This is a genomic window from Streptomyces sp. NRRL F-5122, from assembly GCF_001507435.1.
Lineage (GTDB): Bacteria > Actinomycetota > Actinomycetes > Streptomycetales > Streptomycetaceae > Streptomyces > Streptomyces lannensis.
The window spans coordinates 40565-58905 of the sequence record NZ_LMWH01000242.1 but is presented as its reverse complement, the minus strand read 5'-3'; the positions used below and the strand labels follow the sequence as shown (position 1 = coordinate 58905).

At 68.1% G+C, this 18341-nt stretch carries 13 protein-coding genes; 10 read left to right on the top strand and 3 right to left on the bottom strand.

The genetic code is table 11. The features are described from left to right. Positions 1 to 94 precede the first annotated feature (94 nt). The 5 genes from ADL25_RS27340 to ADL25_RS27325 all read left to right on the top strand — a co-directional run bounded on the left by ADL25_RS27340 (position 95) and on the right by ADL25_RS27325 (position 5871). Complete coding sequence (locus tag ADL25_RS27340; RefSeq protein ID WP_059130492.1) at positions 95 to 973, top strand: helix-turn-helix transcriptional regulator; 879 nt, start codon at positions 95 to 97, stop codon at positions 971 to 973. Beyond that, a complete protein-coding gene (locus tag ADL25_RS46540) occupies positions 909 to 1418 on the top strand; it encodes a helix-turn-helix domain-containing protein (protein WP_319115144.1) in 510 nt (169 codons plus the stop codon). Before ADL25_RS27340 ends, ADL25_RS46540 begins: the two co-directional genes overlap by 65 nt. Next, the gene (locus tag ADL25_RS49890) at positions 1396 to 1941 is read left to right on the top strand and encodes a hypothetical protein (RefSeq protein ID WP_234381062.1); all 546 of its coding nucleotides are present in this window, start codon (positions 1396 to 1398) and stop codon (positions 1939 to 1941) included. The genes ADL25_RS46540 and ADL25_RS49890 overlap by 23 nt, the downstream gene beginning before the upstream one ends. A gap of 72 nt (positions 1942 to 2013) precedes the next feature. Then, a complete protein-coding gene (locus ADL25_RS27330; RefSeq protein WP_059130491.1) occupies positions 2014 to 2853 on the top strand; it encodes an IS5/IS1182 family transposase in 840 nt (279 codons plus the stop codon). 483 nt (positions 2854 to 3336) lie between these two features. Next, positions 3337 to 5871: a Pls/PosA family non-ribosomal peptide synthetase gene (locus ADL25_RS27325; protein WP_079050600.1), complete on the top strand. Its 2535-nt coding sequence runs from the start codon at positions 3337 to 3339 to the stop codon at positions 5869 to 5871. 222 nt (positions 5872 to 6093) lie between these two features. Here the strand turns inward: ADL25_RS27325 and ADL25_RS27320 are convergent, their stop codons facing one another. Continuing rightward, the gene (locus ADL25_RS27320; RefSeq protein ID WP_199839215.1) at positions 6094 to 9333 is read right to left on the bottom strand and encodes a family 78 glycoside hydrolase catalytic domain; all 3240 of its coding nucleotides are present in this window, start codon (positions 9331 to 9333) and stop codon (positions 6094 to 6096) included. A gap of 279 nt (positions 9334 to 9612) precedes the next feature. Then, positions 9613 to 10116, bottom strand: coding sequence for a hypothetical protein (locus ADL25_RS27315; RefSeq protein ID WP_059130488.1), 504 nt, complete (start codon positions 10114 to 10116; stop codon positions 9613 to 9615). Between the two features lie 481 nt (positions 10117 to 10597). On the opposite strand from ADL25_RS27315, the gene ADL25_RS49160 reads away from it, so the two are divergent. Next, positions 10598 to 10747 (top strand): hypothetical protein, encoded by a 150-nt coding sequence (locus ADL25_RS49160; protein WP_159045012.1) that lies wholly within the window; start codon positions 10598 to 10600, stop codon positions 10745 to 10747. A 319-nt stretch (positions 10748 to 11066) separates the two neighbouring features. Then, entirely contained in the window at positions 11067 to 11477 is a 411-nt protein-coding gene (locus ADL25_RS27305; protein ID WP_059130486.1) for a cupin domain-containing protein, read from the top strand. 556 nt (positions 11478 to 12033) lie between these two features. Here ADL25_RS27305 and ADL25_RS46535 read toward each other — a convergent pair. Then, on the bottom strand, positions 12034 to 12342 hold the full coding sequence (locus tag ADL25_RS46535) for a VOC family protein (RefSeq protein WP_079050607.1): 309 nt from the start codon (positions 12340 to 12342) through the stop codon (positions 12034 to 12036). Between the two features lie 113 nt (positions 12343 to 12455). On the opposite strand from ADL25_RS46535, the gene ADL25_RS27300 reads away from it, so the two are divergent. From ADL25_RS27300 to ADL25_RS27290, 3 genes are all read left to right on the top strand, one after another. Then, positions 12456 to 13844: an IS1380 family transposase gene (locus ADL25_RS27300; RefSeq protein ID WP_059130485.1), complete on the top strand. Its 1389-nt coding sequence runs from the start codon at positions 12456 to 12458 to the stop codon at positions 13842 to 13844. Between the two features lie 321 nt (positions 13845 to 14165). Continuing rightward, positions 14166 to 14582: a hypothetical protein gene (locus tag ADL25_RS27295; protein ID WP_059130484.1), complete on the top strand. Its 417-nt coding sequence runs from the start codon at positions 14166 to 14168 to the stop codon at positions 14580 to 14582. Next, the gene (locus tag ADL25_RS27290) at positions 14579 to 18265 is read left to right on the top strand and encodes an NACHT and WD repeat domain-containing protein (protein ID WP_059130483.1); all 3687 of its coding nucleotides are present in this window, start codon (positions 14579 to 14581) and stop codon (positions 18263 to 18265) included. The genes ADL25_RS27295 and ADL25_RS27290 overlap by 4 nt, the downstream gene beginning before the upstream one ends. Positions 18266 to 18341 lie beyond the last annotated feature (76 nt).

The following is an 18341-nucleotide window of genomic DNA, read 5'->3' as shown; positions in this document are numbered from 1 at the left end:
TTGCCTTGACGAGGGAGCCGGACCAGGGACGCTTCGACGGTGGGAAGACCAGTACCACCCTCGCGCCCCCGCATGTGATCGGGGACGCGGGAGGATGGAGAGCATGACGACGACACCCCCCGGAACTGGACTGGGCGCGATGATCCGCACGTGGCGGAACCGGCTGCCCCCGTCAGCCGCTGGGCTGCCGGTCGTCCGCAAGCGCCGGGCTGTCGGGCTGCGGCGCGAGGAACTGGCCGACCTGGCCGGAGTGTCGGTCGACTACGTCGTGCGCCTGGAGCAGGGGCGGGCCACGACACCCTCGGCGTCGGTGGTGGCGTCCCTGGCGCGCGCTCTCCAACTGTCCACCGCCGAGCGGGACCACCTCTACCGGCTGGCCCAGATCGTGCCGCCGGCGGACGGCACGATCTGCGACCATCTCCCCCCCGGTATGCAACGGGTACTCGTCCGCCTCGGAGACGTACCGGTGGCCGTGTTCGCGGCGGACTGGCAACTGGTGTGGTGGAACCACGGGTGGGCCGCCCTGCTGGGAGACCCCTTGGCTTCGCCGCCGCGGATGCGCAACTTCGCCCGCGACAGGTTCCCGGTGGACGTCGATCACACCCCCCTCGCGCTGTGGCCGGTCACCGAGACGGACCCCGACACCGCCGACGCCGCCCTCGTCTCCGATCTGCGCCGCGCCACCGGCCGCTTCCCCCGGGACAGCCGCCTGGCCGCGCTGGTCCGCGACCTGAACGCAGGCAACGAGAGGTTCGCCGAGCTGTGGGCGACAGGAGAGGTGACCGCGAATCGCGAGGTCCACAAGAGGGTCGATCACCCGTCGGTGGGCCCGGTCACGGTGGACTGCGATGTCCTGACCGACGGCGACACGGAGCTCAAGATTGTCATCATGACCGCCGCGCCGGGCAGTGAGGACGAGACCAAACTCCAGCTCACCACCGTCGTCGGCCCACCGGCCGGCACGCGCAACTGATCCGCCCCGCCCATCGGCCGACCGACGGCTCACGGTTTTCGTGACGCACCAAACCGTTGGACACGCACCGACGGGTGATCAGGACGGCCCGCTGGCGGACTGCCCGGACGGCGCCCTCGTTCCGCCTGGCCACGAACCGCGGTGCCCTGTTGACATCACCCTCGCCGCGCTGGGTGGTCGGTGGACGCCGCTGGTAGTCCGCGAGTTCCTACGCCGCGGTCAGACCACCTACTCCGAACTGTCCGCCGCCCTGCCCGCTCTCTCGGACAGGCCGACCCAGTTGACCAGTGCGGGCGTCATCGAGCCTCACCGCACCCCGGGCTGGCCTCCGCGCGTCCGCTACATTCTGACCAGCCACGGCCGGGCGCTGGAACCAGTGGCGCGCAGCATGTGGGAGCGAGGCACAGCGCGACGGGAGGCCCTTGGCCAAACGCCAGACCCGTAGAACACGGCCTGAACCTCGTCAGCTCCCCGGTTCTTGCTCGCTGCGGCTGGACGGCCTTCTACGATCCGGTGCATGGATCCTGAGCTGCTGGAACGGATCACCGCGGCGCGCGGAACTGGAGGAACTCGAAAAGCAGCTGGCCAAGCAGTTGGCGGAGGTACGGGCCGAGCGGAACGAACTCGCCGTCGCCGAACGCGTCCTTGAACGGGTGAGTGAACAGCTCGCCAACGAACGGGCATCGGTCACGCCGGCGCCCGGGCAGGTGGGCGGACGAGCGGTGATGCTGATCCCGCACCGCACGTCAGGCGTGGAGGAGAGCACACTCCCGCCGGACCACCAGCGCATTCTCGCCGCTGTGCGGCAGGCCGCCGGACCGGTCATGGCCCGGCAGGTCGGTGACGCGCTGGGAATCGACGTCAGTGTGCGGGCCAAGCTGGAACCGCTGCGCGGGAGAGTGGTCAGACTCGTCGATCGCGGCTGGCTGCGGAAACTACCCGACGGCCGGTTTACCACCTGCCTGTGACCAGGGACGCCAGCGCCCGGAGTGGTGGGGTGCGGGCGTAACCGGGTTGCCCCCGGCGGCCGTTGGAACTGTGTGACGAGATCCAAAGAACGCGCCGAGGACACCTGCCCGCTTGATTACCAGTACCGTCTGCCGCTGTCCACGAGCACCGTCAAGTACCTCGCCGATCTACTGCGACGCCACCTGAAGGCGATTCGGTCCAGGTGGCGGATCCTGCCGCCCGGGAGGATCACGGTGATCGTCTTGACCGTGCTGCGCCACGACCAGCGCCTGGCCGACATGGCCGGCGGCAACAATGAGTCCGAGTCCACCGTCCGCCGCTGGCGCGACGAGCTGATCGCCCTCCTCGTCGCGCAGGCTCCGCGCCTGGACCGCGCCCTGAAGAAGGTGGCCAAGCAGGGCGGGGAGGTAGTCCTGATCGACGGCACCCTCATCCCCACCCGACGCCGCACAGGAAAGGCCGACCGACAAAACTACTCCGGCAAATACCGCCATCACGGCCTGCACTTCCTCGCCGTGACCGACGAGAAAGGCCGCCTGATCTGGATATCCGCCGCCCGGCCCGGCCGCACCCACGACATCACGGCCGCCCGCCACGACCACATTCTGGCCCACCTGCGCGCCGCCGGTCTCGGCGCATTGGCGGACCTCGGCTTCCGCGGCCTCGACAACGACGTACGCGACCCCGTGATCGTCACCGGCTTCACAGCCACCCGCGCTCACAAGCTCACCCCCGGCCAGAAGACCGCCAACCGCGTCCTCGCCACCGGACGCGCACCGGTCGAACACGGATTCGCCCACCTCAAGAACTGGCGGACCCCCACCAAACTCCGCACCGACCCCGCCCGCGCCACCCACCTTCTGCGCGCCCTTTCGTTCTGGCGAACCTCGAAGTCAACCGCTGACGGATGATCTACTCCGCAGACTGTCGCCCACGACCAGCGTGAGCACCCCGAGAACCGGTCACACCAGCTCTTTGACCTGTGATTTCAAGTTGGCGGAGGCTCACTGATTAAGGAATACGCGACAGCCGAATACGCGAGGTCGCCAGTTTCACATCCCACGTGGCGCGGCTCCGCAGCTGACCCACCGGCGAACTCGCCCTCTACCGCTGCCACTCGGCAGCAGCGGGGCCACCGCCGCCCACCCCGGCACGCGTCGCTGAACGCTGATGGACCACCGAGGAGATCTTGCAGTCCGGCAAGGGCCTCCGCGATGCAGCGGCGGAGTGGCCATTCTGCGGGCCTGGGCAGACAATGCCAATGCGGCGCCTTCGGTGCGGCCGCACACTGGCGCAGCGCGTCGGTCGCGGATCGCGCGCTCGGACCGTTGGCGAGGTTCGAGGACGCCGTGTCCCGCTGGACGAGAGCGGGCCGCATGCGTCATGGAGCCGACATGGTGGACAACCCGGTCGATGTTCTCACCCCGGACCCGGGGGAATCTTCGATAGCCGCTTCCGAGCAGGTCCTTGCCGAGGTTCTGGCTCAGGTCGTACGGGTCGACCGGGTCTCGGTCGACAGCAACTTCTTCAGCGACCTGGGCGCGGACTCCATGGTCATGGCCCATTTCTGTGCGCGGCTCAGAAAACGGGACGACGTGCCGTCGGTGTCCATGAAGGACGTCTACCGCCATCCGACCGTCAGGGGCCTGGCGGCGGCCCTTACCGATACCGCGCCGCCGACGCCCGAGGCCTCCCCTCCACCGGTGGCGGCGCCCCACAGGCAAGCACCACCACCCCCCGTCTCCGGCACGTCGCACTACGTGACGTGCGGGGCGCTGCAACTGCTCTTCTTCCTCGCCTACTCCTACGTTGTGGCCCTGGTCCTCGCCCAGGGTGTGGAGTGGATCTCCGACGGCGTCGGCCTGCTGGGCACCTACCTACGAGCGGTGATCTTCGGTGCCGCGCTCTTCCTCGGCGCCTCCGTGCTGCCAGTGGTGGCCAAGTGGGTGCTGATCGGCCGGTGGCGGCCCCAGCGGATCCGCACCTGGAGCCTGGCCTACGTCCGATTCTGGTGCGCCAAGACGCTCATCCGCACCAGCCCGCTCGTGCTGTTCGTCGGCTCACCGCTGTACCCCCTCTATCTGCGGGCACTCGGAGCGAAGATCGGACGTCGCGTCAGCATCTTCTCCCGGCACATCCCGGTGTGCACGGACCTGCTCACCATCGGTGACGGCTCGGTGATCCGGAAGGACACCTACTACAACTGCTACCGGGCGGAATCGGGAGTGATCCGGACCGGGCCCATCACGCTCGGCAGGGATGTCCTCGTGGGTGAGGTGACGGTGCTCGACATCGACACCGCCATGGGTGACAGGACCCAGCTCGGCCACACCTCCTCGCTGCACGCCGGCCAGGTGGTGCCCGACGGAGAGCACTGGCACGGGTCGCCGGCCCAGCCCACCGAAGTGGACTACCGCCGGGTCGGCCCCGCCCGTTGCGGCGGCGCCCGCAGGGCCATGTACTCGATGACCCAGGTGCTGATGGCGCTGTTCCTCTATATCCCACTGGTCGTCGCCGGTGTCGTGATCCTGGTGGCGGCCGTCCCGGAGTCGACCTCGATCCTTGAGCCCGGGCCCACGGCGCTGGATGACTGGACGTTCTACGCCGACGCATTGGCCGGGTCGGCGATCTTCGTGGTCGGGGCCGTGGTCCTGGGTGTACTGCTCACTGCGACGGTTCCCCGCGCGCTCAACCTCACCCTCAAGCCGGACGTCGTCTACCCCTTGTACGGCGTGCGGTACGCGGTCCACCGCATCATCGTGCTCTTCACCAACCGGCGCTTCTTCACGATCCTGTTCGGCGACAGCTCGGGCATCGTCCACTACCTGCAACGCCTGGGCTACAAGCTCTCCCCCGTCGAACAGACGGGCTCCAACTTCGGCATGGCGGTCAAGCACGACATCCCCTACCTGAGCTCTGTCGGCAAGGGCACGATGGTGGCCGACGGGCTGTCGATCATCAACGCCGAGTTCTCCCCGTCCTCCTTCAGCGTGTCGCCGGTGACCATAGGCCCGCGCAACTTCCTCGGCAATTACATCGCCTACCCCGCGCGAGGCAGGACCGGCGACAACTGCCTGCTGGCGACCAAGGTCATGGTCCCGCTCGTCGGAGCCATCCGCGAGAACGTCGGGCTCCTGGGCTCGCCCAGCTTCGAGATCCCGCGCACGGTCCTCCGGGACAGCAGGTTCGACCACCTCAAGGAGGGCGAGGTCTTCCGTCGCCGCCTGGCCGCCAAGACCAAGCACAACGCCTTCACCATGGGCGTGCACCTGTTCGCGCGGTGGTTGTACTTCTTCTGCGTGACCGTGATCGCATCGGCAGCTGTCGACCTCTACGACTCCCTCGGCGCGGCGGTGATCGTGCTGGCCGGCCTCCTGACTCTCCTGTTCGTCATCGTCTACATGCTGCTCACCGAACGCGCCGCAGCGGGCCGTGGCGGTCTGCGACCGCTGTACTGCTCGATCTACGAGCAACCTTTCTGGCGGCACGAGCGGTACTGGAAGATCACCACCCCGACCGAGGCGATCGCCGTCTTCAACGGCACGCCGTACAAGAGCCTCATCTGGCGACTGCTCGGCACCCGGATCGGCAGCCACGTATTCGACGACGGATGCTTCATCCCCGAACGCTCACTCGTCACCATCGGCAATGACTGCACCCTGAACGAAGGCAGCAGGATCCAGTGCCACTCGCAGGAGGACGGCACCTTCAAGTCCGACCGCACCACACTCGGCAACGGTTGCACCATCGGCGTCAACAGCCTTGTCCATTACGGCGTCACGATGGGCGACACCTCCACACTCGCGCCCGACGCCTTCCTCATGAAGGGCGAGCAAGTCCCGGCCCAGGGGTACTGGGCGGGCAACCCTGCCCGCGAGATGCCCACTTCCCTGCCCAACAGCCTGCCGATCCGGCCGCAGGGCGGGTGAGGGCAACGGATCAGCGGCCGGGGCGACGCCCTCCGTCCCGAGTTCTGGGTGTCACGTTCCATGGGCAGAGGCTCGCACCAGCGTGCGGGCCTCTGCTCCTGGAGAGATGGGCCGGACCCTCACCGCCGGCCGCCCTGCCACCGTCGTACGCCCGTCGCAGTCGTACGCGGATGATCAAGCTGCCCTCCATGGGCGAGGTCCGCGCACGACGACGCGCGCCGTTCAGCCCGTCACGCGGAACAGATGGCTGCCCGGGCCGACCGTGAAACGGGCGTAGCCGCCCATCTGTGCGCCGGCCGTCGCGGCTGCGGGTGCATGTGCCTTCTGCCGACCGCTCACCGGTACGAGGACGTCGGCGGTCGACCCCACCGGCACGTCGACACGCAAGGTGAACTGTCCCTTGGCCCGCGTCCACGACGAGGCGATCCGACCCAGCGGTGACTGGACATGCGCGGAGGCGTGTGTCAGGTCGCCGACGAGGTGGGGGCGGATCGTCACCTTCGTGTAGCCGGGTGCGGCGGGTTCGATGCCGGCCACATCCTGGTAGAGCCAGTCGTCCACCGTGCCCATGAAGGCGTGGTCGTGCGAGCGCGAGTTCGCGTTCCACTCCTCCCACATGGTCGTGGCGCCAAGGCCCTCGAACCAGTAACCCCACCCGGGGTAGGTCGGGTTGGTGGCCACCTTGTAGGCCAGGTCGGCGTGCCCGGCATCGGTCAGGACCGGAAGGAGGACCTTGGTGCCCAGCGCACCGGTGTCCAGGTGATCACCACGGGCGTGGATGTCCTCAACGAGGTTGTCGATCACGGCTTGACGGTGCTCCTTGGGCACCATGCCGAAGCTCAGGGGGAGCAGGTTCGCCGTCTGCCGGTAACCTGCGGCCTTGTCGTCGTAGTAGGACTCTTTGTCCCGGTCGTAGAAGGTGGCGTTGAAGGTGTCCTTGACCTGCGTGGCGAACGCGCCGAAGTGCCGCGCGTCTGCCTCGTGGCCCAGCGCTTTTGCCATCGTCGCGAGCCTCGTCGCGGTGAGGTAGATGTACGCGGTGCCGGACAGCCGGGTGCCCTCCGGCGCGTTGGCGCCTTCCGGCGAGAGCCAGTCTCCGTAGCTGAAGCCGGTGTAGATGCCGCCGGTGTCGGCGATGTCCCGCTCGTAGTGCTCCAACCAGGCCTTCATGCCGTCGTAGTTGTCGGCGACCGCCTCTGTGTCGCCGTAGTACCAGTACAGGTCCCAGGTGCCGAGAATGAAACTGGCCGACCAGATGGGGTCCTTGACCTGCTTGCCGGACTCGGTGGTGGGTACGGTGGGGCCGATCGATCCGTCGTCGTTCTGGTCGTCTCGGTGCGAACGCATCCAGCTCTCGTAGAAGTTCTGCATGTCGAAGTTCGCGATCGCCGAGTCGGCGTACAGGAAGCCGTCGGCCGTGTAGGGCCGCTTCTCGTACATGGGTGTGTCGGTCGGGATCGAGTGGAGGTTGTTGAGGATCGTGTCGGCCTGCGCGTCCTGGTAGCGGTTCAGCAGGTCGCTCGAGCTGGTGAAGTCGCCGGTGGACGCCACCGCCGTGTGGACTCTCATCCCGTCGACCGACCGCAGGGTGACCCCCTTGGGGACCACGACTTGGGCATAGCGGAAACCGGCGTAGCTGTAGCTCGGCTGGTAGTGCTCCACCCCCTCGCCCTTGAGGGTGTAGGAGTAGGTCTGCAGGGCCATTCCGAAGGCGCCGGTGTTGTCGACGGTGCCGTCGGCACGCAACTTCTCGCCGTAGGTGACGGTGACCGTCGCTCCGGCAGGTCCTTGGACCCCGACGCGCGCCCACCCTGCTGTGGGGGTGCCGTAGTCGTAGACGTGCGTACCGTCGGCGGGCGTGGTGGTGTGCTCTGCCTTCAGATGGCCGGTCACCTTGACGGGCGGAAAGCTCTCGGAACGGAGGGTGCCCTTGGGGCCGTCGACCGTCAGTGCGGCGCGCCAGGTGCTGTCGTCGAAGCCCGGCCGCTCCCAACCGGGCTGCTCCACACGGGCGTCGTAGGTCTCCCCGAACCACAGTGACTGCGTGGTCGTCGGCCCGTCGGACACCTTCCACCCGTCGTCGCTAAGCACCTGCTGGTGCGTGCCGTCGGTGTAGGTGATGTCGAGTTCCAGCTTGAGCTTGGGCTCACCCCACCAGGACGACGCCTTCCATTCGTCCGGATCGGTCATCGCGTAGAAGCCGCGGCCGAGGCTGACCCCGATGGCGTTGCCGCCGGTGCGCAGCGCGTCCGTGACGTCGTACGTCGAGTACAGGACGGTCTTGTCGTACACCGTGAATCCGGGCTCGAGCTCTCGGTCGCCGATGCGCCGGCCGTTCAGGTAGAGCTTGTTGTAGCCCAGGCCCGCGATGTGGGCCCGCGCCGACGCGATGGGCTTGGCCGCGGTGAACTCGTCACGCAGCAGCGTCTCGGGGGACGGTGGAGCCGACACCGACCGGCCCCAGGGGCCGGCACCGTAGCCGGCGGCCTCGAGGGCGTTCGGCCACGCCGCGTCGCCGTATCCGGGCTGCTCCCACCCCTCGTGCGCGGAATCGGAGGCTTTCCAGCCGCTGTCGGTGACAAGGTCGGTGGGCGATCCCGCTCCCTGGAGGCGCAGGCTGCCGAGTACGCCCGCCGGCCCTTGATTGGTGTTCGTCGCCTCGACCGCCAGCACGTTGGTGCCTGTGTGCAGGTAGGGGGCGATGTCGATGATGCTCGCCGTCCGCCAGGAGTCCGCAACGAGCGGAGAACGCGCCACCTCGGTGCCGTTGACATACAGCGTGAAGCGGTCGTCGGCCGTGAGCTGCATCTCTGCCGAGCTGATCTGCGTCTTGTCGGGCAGGTCGAAGCTCCGGCGCAGGTAGCGCGTACCGGCGGGGGCCGAGTCGGCCGGATTGCCCTCGGGGTACCAGATCCATTTCGCGTCGTCGAGCCGCAGCGCGGGCGCCTTCTCGTGTGCCCCGATCCAGGCCCCGTGGAAGTCACCGGGGTTGACGAAGGACGTCTCGAATCGCGCTTCACCACTCCACGGCGACGCCTTTCCGGAGCGGTCCCAGACCCGTACGCGCCAGTAGTAGCTCGCACGCGACGCGAGAGCGGGTCCGTCGTACGCGACGTCGAAGGACCGGGAGGAGCGCACGCGCCCGCTGTCCCAGACCTGTCCCCGGCCGCCCTGCGACGTCGACACCTCGACCTCGTAGGCCACTTGCTCGACGGCGGTGGGACCGGCGGCGCCTTGCCCCGAGGTCACCTGCCAGCTCAGCCTCGGCCGGGGGACGTCCACACCCAAGGGCCGGACCTGGTGTTCGACCTCGAGTCCGCTCACCGCGAGCCCCGACCCGGCTACGGCCGAGCCCTTTTGGGAGTCCGGGACGGGCACGCCCGACGCGCCGGACGTCGCGCCGAGCCCCGACACGGTCGCCACAAGCGACAGCATCAGCCCTGCGATCCTGCGATTTCTCACGCTTACCCCCATCGACGAAACACAATTCGGCATGCGGCGTGTACACCGCCCTCATGAAGTGAATCGTTTCAATCGCTTCCCATGACACTCAACCACAGGCGTCACGAAGGAGACAAGGTGTCGTCAGCCGACCCGTCCACCGCACGAACCGACCCACCCACATGCCAAATCCGCTTCGCCCGAGGCGTGCCACGACCGATCTGGTGCTGGTTCGCGGCGGGTTGACGAAGCAGCGTGGGACCGGTTCGCGCTACTGCTGCCGGGCGCCCGTGGATTCGATCAGCGGGTGCTGGATCCATGCACAGCGTGCTGCCACAGCTCGAGCCCCACCCGGAGGAGTTCGCGCACGGCTGCGGCTTCTTCGCCCGTCCAGGCTCCCTCGCCGGCGGTCGGCTCGAGAGCGCCACCGCCGAAGATCTTTTCGTAGGCGTTGTCGTGGATGGATCCTTGCGAGGGAAGGGGTGAGCCGGTTTTCAGGCTGTGGGAGAGGTCTTCGAAGAAGTTCCACGCGTCCAGCAGCAGTCCTGCCGAGACCGAGTCAAGGTCAGGGTGGTCGACCCAGCGCTGTACGACGCGCAGATCGAGAGTGGCTTCGCCCTCCTGGACAAGCTCCCAGCCCTTGCGAACACAATAGTCCTCTAGCGTCTTGAGGTCGTGGAACACAAGGAGTCCCCCGAGGTCGCCAACGACGAGCTCGTCGGGGGCGTCACCCTCTCCGGGCCGCCAGATCAGAGTCAGGTCTCCTCTCCTGGACGCTATTCGGTACGGATAGCAGTCAGCCATGTGTGGTCTCCCCGATGCCGCGGCGGCACTCGCCGCGTGGGGGACATCCTGCCTGCAATGAACTTCGCGCAATAACTGCCGATCCGGTGGCGCGGTGCGGTGCGAGCCGGCGGGTCCGGGATCTCGGCCGCTGGGTGTTTCGAGCGGTCGGCGCCACGGACGACAGTGGTGGCCACGCTCTCATCTGCGACAGGCACCGTCGAGCCTGGGGCAACGTCCTGCTCGCCGACTTCGGCCCGTGCCGCTCCGGCGACCACCCCTGTGTGCTCGCGACGACGGCCACAAACACGACTGGCAACGCGACGGCCGGAGTGGGCGCCCAGTCGGCGTACGGTGTCCTGTAGGCGCTGGACAAGGAACTTCCCCAGGCCAGAGTCCGTGCAAGTGCCCGAACAGCTTGAGGCGTTGATAAGTACCTCACGTTGAGCACTGTTCAATCGCGCCTCGTTGGGGAAAGCGCGAGCATCGAGGGAGGAAGACTGTGAGCAACCGCTTTGACGCTCCGCCTGAGGAGGACCGCGGAAAGACCGCCACCTGGGCGAAAATGCTGGCCGGCCTCGTCCTGGTCTTCGTTCTGCCACTGGTCATTTGGTTCCTGCTGTCACTCCCCGAGATACGCATCCCTTGGTGAAGCACGGGCGGGGAAATGGCGCCGGGGTGCGCCTCCATTGGAACGCCACTACTGCATGAGCCGCCCGACGCCGCTCCGAACCGTCCCCCAGTGGTCGCGGCGAGCCCGCCTGCAGTTGCGTGCTCCCCGTCGAAAGGCTGGGCCCAGGCCGGCACGGCGTCGCACACCCGCGAGGGGGTTGGAGGTGCGGAGCACGCTCATCCGCCGCCACGACCAGGTCGCGCGGGCGCGGCTCTCGGCACGCTCGCCGCACAGGCCTGTCACAAACAAGGAGGCTGTCCTGTCCTCCTCTGTGAACAGTCCCTGTTTGGAGGAACACATGAGCGCTGAGCACGCACACCTGCCGCCGGGCGTCGAGGTGATTGCGGCCCTGCAGGGGGTGACGGCCCGCATCCCGGCCGACGCCGAGGCCAGGACCATCCGGGTCACCCTGCCGCCCGGTAATCTCGGCGCGCCGCCGCACCGGCACCCAGGGCCGCTCTTCGGCTACGTGACCGAGGGCGAGATCCTGTTCGAGCTGGAGGGACAGCCGCCTCGCGTGCTCAAAGCCGGTGACGCCCTCTTCGAGCCCGGAGGCGACGTGATCCACTACCAGGGCGCCAACAACCTTTCGGACGCTCAGTCGCAGCTGGTGGTGACCATGTTCGCGCCTCCCGGTACCCCTGTTCTGACGGTGGTCAGTGCGGAGGAGCTGGCCGAACGACGGCATTTGCGGGTCACCAAGCGGTAATGACGACCGGCTGGACTGGTATCGCATGCACTTCCGGGCGGTGCGGGGCGGTTCGGTCCGTTCGTCCAAGAGTTGACGGCAGCCGACGTCGAGTTCGTCAACGCACTCTCGGGCATCGGCGACCCAAGGCACTCCGGCCCACCTACACCGAATCCGTCCGGTGAGGGGGAAGGTAGGCCGGAAGGCCGCCTCGCATCGCTGACGCCGCATGGCTTTCCGCACTGGCATGTGCGGGACGCCATGCGGCGTTGCGCAACGTCCTCCGCGACAAGCAGCCGGGGTGAGACCGCCGCGAGGCGGCGCGGACGCCGGCGCCTCTCCGTATCCCGTGCGGAGGGCGCTCGGTTTCCTGGAGTGGAGAGATGGGCGGCACGCCGGCGACGGCTGGTGGGACTGACCGGAACCACATTGAGCCTGATGCACTGTTCACGGAGTACGGCTCCGACCGCTGCAGTACGCACGTTGGTGTCGGGTACCGCATGCGGGCTTGCCGGGTCCCCATCTGCGCTCCGTTATGGGAGCGACTGTGCGGACGATGCCGTACTGATCCCAACGGTCAGCCTCGGCAGATGCAGAAGGGATGACCAGCCGGATCAGTGAGAACGCGCGCCTTGGCGGCCTCATGAGGCTGGTGATCCGGCTTGCCCGCGCCCAACTCCAGCAACCGAGCCTCGGCCTCGTCTAGATCCACGACGTCGAAGCAAAGGTGCAACTGCTGGGGAACGGTCTGGTCGGGCCAACGCGGAGCCCGGTATTCGTCGACCCGCTGAAAACCGATGAACAGTCCGTCCTCACGGTTGAGACCCGCGAAGTCGGCGTCCGACTTCGGGTGGGGTTCGAAGCCCGTGGCCTCCTGATCCTTGATCCACCGTGTGACGTGCTGTCTGTGGACGGGGAAATAGGAAGAGGTGCCTGCTGACCTGCGATGATAGGAGTTCCTACGCTTCCACCACGCACGATCGGCAAGGCACCTCTGAAGTGAAAGTCTCCCACAGGCCCGCGGAGCTGTTCGCCGCGTTCGACGACGCCGACCTGATCGCACATGCCGGGCTGGTCCCCACGATCCGGCTGGCCGAGCGGTGCGGGCTGGCCGCTCTGGTGGCCGCGAAGGTGAAGTTGACCGGCGCGAAGAACGGCGCCGGGACGGCCGCCGAGGCGAAGGTCATGAGCATCGTGGGCGGGATGGCGGCCGGGGCGGACAGCATCGACAACCTGGACCTGCTACGTCATGGCGGGCTGGCCCGGTTGTTCGGCGGGGTGCGTGCCCCGTCGACGCTGGGCACGTTCCTGCGCGCGTTCACCTGGGGGCACGTGCGCCAACTGGAGTCCGCAGCACGGGCGTTCACCTGCAATCTCGCCGCACACACCGGCCTGGTCCCCACCAGGGACGAGGTGGTATTCGTCGACATCGACTCCAAGGTCAAGCAGGTATACGGCCCGGCCAAGCAGGGCGCCTCCTTCGGCTACACCAAACAGCACGGCCTGCACTTCCAGATCGTCACCGTCAAGACGGGTACCTGCGCGCCGGTGATCGTGGCAACTAGGCTGCGCAAGGGCTCGGCAGGCTCCGGAAAGGGCGCGGCGAGTCTGCTGTGCGAGGCGCTGGCCACAGTGCGGGCGATGGGCATCACCGCGCAGATCATCGTCCGCGCCGACTCTGCGTACTTCTCCCACAAGGTCGTCGACGTCTGCCGCAAGGCCGGCGCACGGTTCTCGCTCGCGGTCGCGGTCAAGAAGAAGATCCGTGAGGCCATCGCACATATCGCCGAGGACGCCTGGACGCCGATCAAGTACGCCGCCGCCGTCTGGGACGCCGAGGAGGAACGCTGGATCTCCGACGCCGAGATCGCCGAAGTCCCCTTCACCGCATTCACCAGCAAGAAGAAGGCGTTCCACGCCACCGCCCGGCTGATCGTGCGCCGCGTGAAGCGGCTCAACCCAAAGTCCGTGCCGGAGGGGCAGGCCGAGCTGTTCGGCGTCTGGCGCCACCACGTCATCTTCACCGACAGCCCATTCGTCCTGGCCCAGGCCGAACCCATGCACCGCGAACACGCCCAGGTCGAGCAGGCCTTCGCCGACCTGGAAGACTCCGCGCTCGACCATCTACCCTCGGGGAAGTTCACCGCGAACGCCGCCTGGCTCACCCTCGCAGCCACCGCCTACAACCTCACCCGGGCCGCCGCCCATCTCGCTTCCGTCTTCCACGCCAGGGCACGGACCGGAACGATCCGCCGCCACCTGATCAACATCCCCGCCCGGATCGCCACCGGCGCCCGCCGCCTCACCCTCCACCTACCCCAACACTGGCGTTGGCAGGACGACTTCGCCGACCTGTGGACGGCGACCGGACAGCGCATGATCACCTGACCCACGCGACTGCCCTGCCCGCCCACGACCCGAAAGACTTTGGAGACCCCGCATCGGACGGCCACCCGACGACCACCCCTGCCCTCGTCCCGAAGAAACACCCGGAACCCGTCCGACGCCCGTGATCAGAATTCCCGCGGTGGATCGAGGTTCAGTGTGCCAAGGTCCGAGTCGTGCCTCGGCAACTGCGCCAGCGAACAGCCTTCGTCGTACGCCCCAACGCGCCAGTCGTGTGTCGATGAAGTCTTGCCCCAAATACTGTTTTCTCCGGTGCGCGCCGGTAGCGTAATTCTCCGGGTTTGCGCGTAAGGGGGACGTGTGATGGATCCGATTGCGCTCGCGGCCGGGACGGCGCTTGTCAGTGCGATAGCCGCGGATGCTTGGCAGGGCGCCCGTACCGGCATGGTGGCGTTGTGGCGCCGGGTACGTCCTGAGCAGGCCGAGGCGGTCGACGCGGAACTGGCCGAAACCCGGGCTCAAGTGCTGGCTGCCCGGCAGACCGGGGAGGCAGACACCGAGCAGGCCTTGGTAGCCGACTGGCAGATGCGGATCCAGGCGCTGTTGCGATCCAATCCGGCGGTCGCCGATGAACTGCGCCAGTTGTTGGACACCCAGCTCACCTCGGCGTTGAGCGAGCAGGAGCAATCCCGGATCGGGACGCTGCTGATGCGGGCAGAGGCGTCCGGCAGCGGGCGGGTGTATCAGGCCGGGCGGGACCAGCACATCACTGAGCGGTGAGCGCGCCGGAGGCCGCGCCGCCCGGCGGTGAGGAGGCGCGCTTTGAGGCCCGCGCGTCCGAAGGGGCGCGGATCTATCAGGCCGGGCGGGATCAGCACATCGCCCAGCGGGATCTGCACCTGCACTACGAGGACGGGGTGCGCCGCTCCCGCCGCACTGCACCTGACGCGCCCGTGCTGGAATGCCCGTATCCGGGCCTGGCCGCCTTCGACGAAGACCGGGCCCACTGGTTCTTCGGCCGGGACGCGGTGACCGCAGATCTGCTGGTCCGTCTGGACGAACGGCTACGCGCTGGTGGCGCGCTGGCGCTGGTGGCACCGTCTGGGGCGGGTAAATCCTCACTGCTGCGCGCCGGCCTGCTGCCCGCCGTGGCGCGCGGTGCGCTGCCCGCTCCCGGATCGGCCACCTGGCCCCGCCTGCTGATCACTCCTGGCGCGCATCCCCTCGCGGCACTGGCCGCCAGCCTCGCCGAGTCCACCGGCGTGAGCGAGCAGGAGGTGGCCGAGGCCCTGGCAGCGGGCGGTGGGCAGGCATCCGTGGCTCTGCTCCGCGCGGCAACGGGCGATGGTGGCCGGGCGCGCCAGCGGCTTGTGGTGGTCGTCGACCAGCTGGAAGAGCTGTTCACCCTGTGCGCGAGCGATCAGGAGCGGCGCTGCTTCATCGAGGTCCTGACCGCCCTCGCGGATGCCGGGCCCGATGGGGCGGGGCCAGCCGCGCTGGTGGTGTACGGGCTGCGCTCCGACTTCTACACTCCCTGCGCCGACTACCCCCAGTTGCGCGCCGTACTGCAGGACGGCCAGCTCGTTGTCGGCCCCATGACCCCCATCGAACTGCGCGAAGCGATCCTGTTCCCGGCCCGGGCCGTCGGCCTGGAGATCGAACCGGGCCTGGCTGAGCTTCTGCTGCGCGACCTCGGCACCGACGCCGCCGGCTCGACGAGTACTCCGCCGCAGGGCTATGGGGCCGGGCGGCTGCCACTGTTGGCCCACGCCCTGCGCGCCACCTGGCAGCAACGCCACGGCCACACCCTGACCGTGGACGGCTACCAGGCCACTGGCGGCATCCGCCACGCCGTCGCCACCACAGCCGAACGCCTCTACACCAGCCTCACCCTCGCCCAGCAGCAGAGCGCGCGCCCGTTGTTCCTACGCCTGGTCAAGATCGGCGACGGTGTCGACGACACCCGCCGCCGCCTGCCCTACATCGACCTGCTCAACGCCGGCGAGGACCCGGCAGCCACCGCCGCGGTCATCGACACCTACACCCACGGCCGCCTGCTCACCCGGCACCAGGACACCGTCGAGATCACCCACGAGGCCCTCCTGGACGCCTGGCCCGAGCTGCGCCGCTGGATCGACACCAACCGCGATGGCCACCTCGTCCGCCAAAGCCTCGAAGAGGCCGCTACCGACTGGGACCGCGCCCACCGCGACCCCAGCAGGCTCTACCGCGGCCACCGCCTGGAACAAGCCCGCACTTGGGCCGACCGCTCCCACGAGGACCAGCCCACCCCCACCGCCACAGCCTTCCTCTCTGCAAGCACCAGGGCCCAGACCCGTACCGCCCGGCGACGCCACGTCCTCACCACAGCCCTTACCGTTCTCCTGGTCCTCGCTGTAGTTGCCGCCTCATTGGCCTTCTGGCAGCGCCAGGACGCTCTCACCCAACGGCAGGCAGCACTGACGGCCCAGCGACAGGCCCTGTCCCGGCAACTCGTCGCCGAATACGACGCACTGCTCGACGCCAATCCCGACCTGGCCTCCCTTCTGGCCGTCCAGGCCTACCGGATCTACCCCACCACCGACGCCACCGCCGCCCTGTACGCGGCAGCCGAACTCCCCCTCCAGCGTCGCCTCATAGGCCACAAAGAGGCAGTGACCTCAGTGGCGTTCAGCCCGGACGGGCGCACCCTCGCCACTGGCAGCGGGGATGGCACAGTGCGGTTGTGGGAACTCGAGACGGGACGCACCCACATCAAACTCTCCGGCCACAACAGCGATGTGACCGCTGTAGCGTTCAGTCCTGACGGGCACAGCCTGGCCACCGCGGACGACAGCGCCGTGCGGCTGTGGGACACATCCACAGGCCGCCGACGCGTCACCATCCAGCGGGAAACCAAAGCGATCGCATTCAGCCGTGACGGGCGCACCCTGACTACCGCCAACTGGGACGGCAACGTGTCCATGTGGGATACATCCACAGGCCGTCGACGCGCCACGGTCACCTACAAAACCGACAAAGAGATCCAGGACATGGCGCTCAGCAGGGGCGGGCGCATCCTGGCCACCGCCGACGCTGAGGGCACGGTGCGGTTGTGGGACGCCACCACTGGCCAGCCCCGCCTCACCCTCGCCGACCACGACGACGATGTGACCGCGGTGGCATTCAGCCCGGACGGGCGCACCTTGGCCACCGGCACTCTGCACGGCACGGCACAGACGTGGGATGCCTCAACTGGCCGTCGCCTCACCGCAATTACGGGCGGTCACAATGACCGCGTCATCGCGCTGGCGTTCAGCCCGGACGGGCGCACCCTCGCCACCACCAGCTATGACGACACAGCCCGGCTATGGGACGCCTCGACCGGCAGCCGCCGCCTCACTCTTACGGGCGGCCACAAATACGGCGTCATCGCGCTGGCGTTCAGCCCGGACGGGCGCACCCTCGCCACCACTAGCTATGACGGCACGGTGCGGTTGTCAGACACCGGCCGTTCCCGCACCACCTTTGACCTTGATGGCCCCGTAAGAGCGGTGGCGCTCAGTCGGGACGGGCGCACCCTGGCCACCGCCAGCGACAAGAAGGCGGAGTTGCGCAACACCGCCACCGGAGACCACACCTTCCTTGCTGAACCCGACGTCGCCATGCTGGCGTTCAGCCCGGACGGGCGCACCCTGGCCACTCTCAGCGACAAGGGTACGGCGCGGTTGTGGGACCCAAAGACCGGTCGGCGCCGCCTCACTCTGGCCAACCGTGTCATCGCGCTGGCGTTCAGCTGGGACGGGCGCACCCTGGCCACCGCCAGCGACAAGGGCACGGTGCAACTGTGGGACATCTCAACCGGCCGCTCACGTGCCGAGTTTCCCAGTCGCCGTCAACCGGTCGTATCCCTGGCGTTCAGCCGGGACGGGCACACCCTGGCCACCGCCAGCGACAAGGGCACGGTGCAACTGTGGGACATCTCAACCGGCCGCTCACGGACCACTCAGACCCGCCCCGACGGCCCAGTGCACGCGGTGACGATCAGCCCGGACGGGCGCGTGCTAGCCACCGTCAGTGAGGAGGGCACGGTTCGGCTGTGGGACACGGCCACCGGCCACCGCCGGACCACGCTCACAGGTAATACAGAGGGCGTGATCTCGCTTGCGTTCAGCCGGGACGGGCTCACTCTGGCCACGGGCGACAGTGACGACACTGCGCGATTGTGGGACACCGCGACTGGCCGCATCCGCACTGCCCTCACCAGACATACCGACGAGGTGACTGAGGTCGCGTTCAGCTGGGACGGCCGCAGCCTGGCCACAGGGAGCGACGACTCCACGGTGCAGCTTTGGGACGTCGAACTGCCCGACCGAACCGCAGCAATCACAAAGATCTGCAGGGCTGTCGGTCGGGACTTCACAGCCGAAGAACGCACTGCGTATCTCGAAGACCAGGCGCCCGGCCGGGTGTGCCGCTCGTGAGCTTGGCGTCCAGGCTGCCTGCCCTCTTGGTATCGAGTTCCGCGATGGACGACGTCGACCAGCACGACCTCTCTCG

Coding starts and splice junctions, on each gene's coding strand:
- ADL25_RS27340 (WP_059130492.1), top strand. CDS start 95: ATGGAGAGCATGACGACGACACCCCCCGGAACTGGACTGGGCGCGATG.
- ADL25_RS27325 (WP_079050600.1), top strand. CDS start 3,337: ATGGTGGACAACCCGGTCGATGTTCTCACCCCGGACCCGGGGGAATCT.
- ADL25_RS27315 (WP_059130488.1), bottom strand. CDS start 10,116: ATGGCTGACTGCTATCCGTACCGAATAGCGTCCAGGAGAGGAGACCTG.
- ADL25_RS27305 (WP_059130486.1), top strand. CDS start 11,067: ATGAGCGCTGAGCACGCACACCTGCCGCCGGGCGTCGAGGTGATTGCG.
- ADL25_RS27295 (WP_059130484.1), top strand. CDS start 14,166: ATGGATCCGATTGCGCTCGCGGCCGGGACGGCGCTTGTCAGTGCGATA.